The following is a 2237-nucleotide window of genomic DNA, read 5'->3' as shown; positions in this document are numbered from 1 at the left end:
CGCATGTTCTGCCGCCTCAAAGACTTCCGACGCGTCGCAACCCGCTACGACCGTAACGCCACCAGCTTCCTCGCCGCCGTCCACATCGCCGCGATCGTCAGCTACTGGTTATGAGTCTCGGCCCTAGCTTCGCCTAGGTCACACTCATAAGGCGCATCCATATGCGTGCCGCGGCGAGTTTGACGGCCGCGAGGGAGTTCGTGGCGTGCTTTTCATAGCGGGTCGCGACGGCTCGGTAGTGCTTGAGCTTTGAGAAGAAGCGCTCGACGAGGTTGCGCCGGCGGTAGAGCCACGGGCTGAAAGCGAGCGTCCGCTTTCGGCCCTTCATCGGCCTGACGTTGGCGAAGGCGCCGCGGGCGTCGAGCCTGTCGCGACAGTCGGTCGCTGTCGTAGGCGCGGTCGGCGAGGAGAATTTGGCCGTCGCCCAAGCCGGAGGCAACGAGCACAGGGGACATAGGGTTTCGCCTATAAGAGCGTCGTTCGAGCCGCGACATCCAAATGGGCAAAAAAAGCGAAGCTGGACGCCTTTTTAGGCTAAGCGCGACGCTCCGCATGAGCCAAGAGCTACTGTAAATTCAGGGTTTTTCGGTTTGAGTCGTCTGCCATTTAGGCGACGACTCATCGCGATCCGCGCCCCCTATGCGCCGGGCGGCCGCATATGCGTGGCGAAGCCCCGATCGGGCGTTCCGCCCCGCTGGCGATGCGGGGAGCGCGGGCCGGAGCCTGCGCTCCCCGGTCAGGCGCGAACGTCGCCGCGCGGGGACGCGATGACGCGACGTCGGCTCGCCTGATCTCAGTAGCGGTAGGACACGCCGATCCCCAGCGCGCCCGCGGTCGCCGATCCCTTTTTCACGATCGAACTGTCGGCCGCCTCGCCGACGTAGCGCGTGACCGAGGCGCGGCCGATCACGCCCCATCGCTCGTCGATCTGGTAAGCGAGGGTGAGCCCGGCCCCGACATCCGTCAGCCCGGCGTCGGGACGATAGCGCCGCAGGCCGGACCGGGCGGCGCCGGCGGCCGTGACGCCGAAATAGGTCCGGTTGAACGACGCGCTTCCGTAGGAGAGGTCGGCGTCGAGGTCGGCGCGGAGCGGGCCCCAGCGCAGCGCCGCGTAGGAGACGCCGGCCTTGGCGGAGAAGCCGTCATTCTCTCCGGCCATGCCGTGCAGCGCTGTCAGACGCAGCCCGATCTCGCCCTGCCCGCCCGCGTCTCCGCCGAACCGGTAGCCGATGAAGCCGCCGGCATCGAGGGCGGAATCGAGCTTCTCCAGCCGTCGCACAGGGCCTTTGACGTCGTCGTCCCGGTCCCCGCGATACTTCAGGACGGGACCGGCCTCCCAGGCGCTGTCGCCAAGAACGTCGAGCCGCGCCTCGGGGCCCCGGACCTGAAGCTCGAAGCCGCGCCATGTGACGTTGGCGACGCCGAGCGGCGCCGCCTTGTAGTGGCTCGATCCGGCGTATTCGGGGACGATCGCGCCGCCGAGCGCGATGAAGGCCGAGAACACGCGGTCATTGGCGGCGGCGCCCACGGCGGGCTCCCCTCCCGCGAGATCCGCCGCGGCGGCCGGGACGGCGGACGCCAGGCCCGCGGCCATCATCGACCGCGCCGTCAGCCGCCGAAGCTGCAATGATCGTACGCCCATGCGCTCTCCCCTGAAGCCTCCTCGGTGGGAGGGACGCGGAGAGCAGTGCGGGCCGACGCCCGGCGACGCGAGCGCCGCTTCGTAATTGCGCCAAAGTCTTCGCGAAGCTGACGGTTCCTGATCTCGGGGGATCATTCGCGATGCGCGAAACCGCTGCACCCTGGAACGCGTGGCTGCGGGAACGCGCGTCCGAGGGCGCGCTAGCGCTCTGCCTCGGGCTCGGCTTCGCCTATATGGGCCCCTATCGCACCTCCGAGCAGGCGTTTCTGGCGCGGCTGGGTTTCTGGGCCGGGTTGCTCGCCTGCTGGTTTGTGGTCGCCTCCCTGGTCGAGCGGGCGCTGCGACGGTCGCCCGCCTATCGCGGAGCGGGCCCGTGGACGCGCGGCGTCCTCCTCGTGGCCTGCACGTCGCTGCCGATGATCCTCGCGGTCGGGCCAGCGGCGCACGCGCTGAAGGGCTGGGAGCCGAGCGTCACGGAGGTGATGGAGCTCTACCTGCAGACGGCCGTCGTCGGCGCGCTGCTGGTTCTGCTCTCGAGCGCCTTCGCGGGGCCGGCGGCGGCGGAGCAGGCGCTCCGCCCGGAGGTCCCGGCGAC

At 69.5% G+C, this 2237-nt stretch carries 1 protein-coding gene and 3 pseudogenes; 2 read left to right on the top strand and 2 right to left on the bottom strand.

Annotated features, from left to right (window positions below; all coding sequences use genetic code 11):
• Window positions 1–114 (top strand): annotated as a pseudogene (locus ACIKT0_RS17365) (IS5/IS1182 family transposase); the annotation flags it as partial.
• A 19-nt stretch (window positions 115–133) separates the two neighbouring features.
• Here the strand turns inward: ACIKT0_RS17365 and ACIKT0_RS17360 are convergent.
• Window positions 134–431: pseudogene (locus ACIKT0_RS17360) on the bottom strand (transposase); the annotation flags it as partial.
• A 362-nt stretch (window positions 432–793) separates the two neighbouring features.
• Entirely contained in the window at window positions 794–1642 is an 849-nt protein-coding gene (locus tag ACIKT0_RS17355) for a MipA/OmpV family protein (protein ID WP_407106605.1), read from the bottom strand.
• Between the two features lie 140 nt (window positions 1643–1782).
• Between ACIKT0_RS17355 and ACIKT0_RS17350 the strand changes: the two are divergent.
• A pseudogene (locus ACIKT0_RS17350) lies at window positions 1783–2237 on the top strand (LytTR family DNA-binding domain-containing protein); the annotation flags it as partial.

The sequence above is a fragment of the Hansschlegelia beijingensis genome (genome assembly GCF_045505405.1).
GTDB classification, from domain to species: domain Bacteria; phylum Pseudomonadota; class Alphaproteobacteria; order Rhizobiales; family Methylopilaceae; genus Methylopila; species Methylopila beijingensis_A.
Note: the sequence above shows the minus strand (reverse complement) of the source record. Positions and strands in the feature narration are given on the sequence as shown.

Excerpts from the sequence above, each read along its gene's own strand:
- ACIKT0_RS17355 (WP_407106605.1), bottom strand. The coding sequence starts at position 1,642 with ATGGGCGTACGATCATTGCAGCTTCGGCGGCTGACGGCGCGGTCGATG.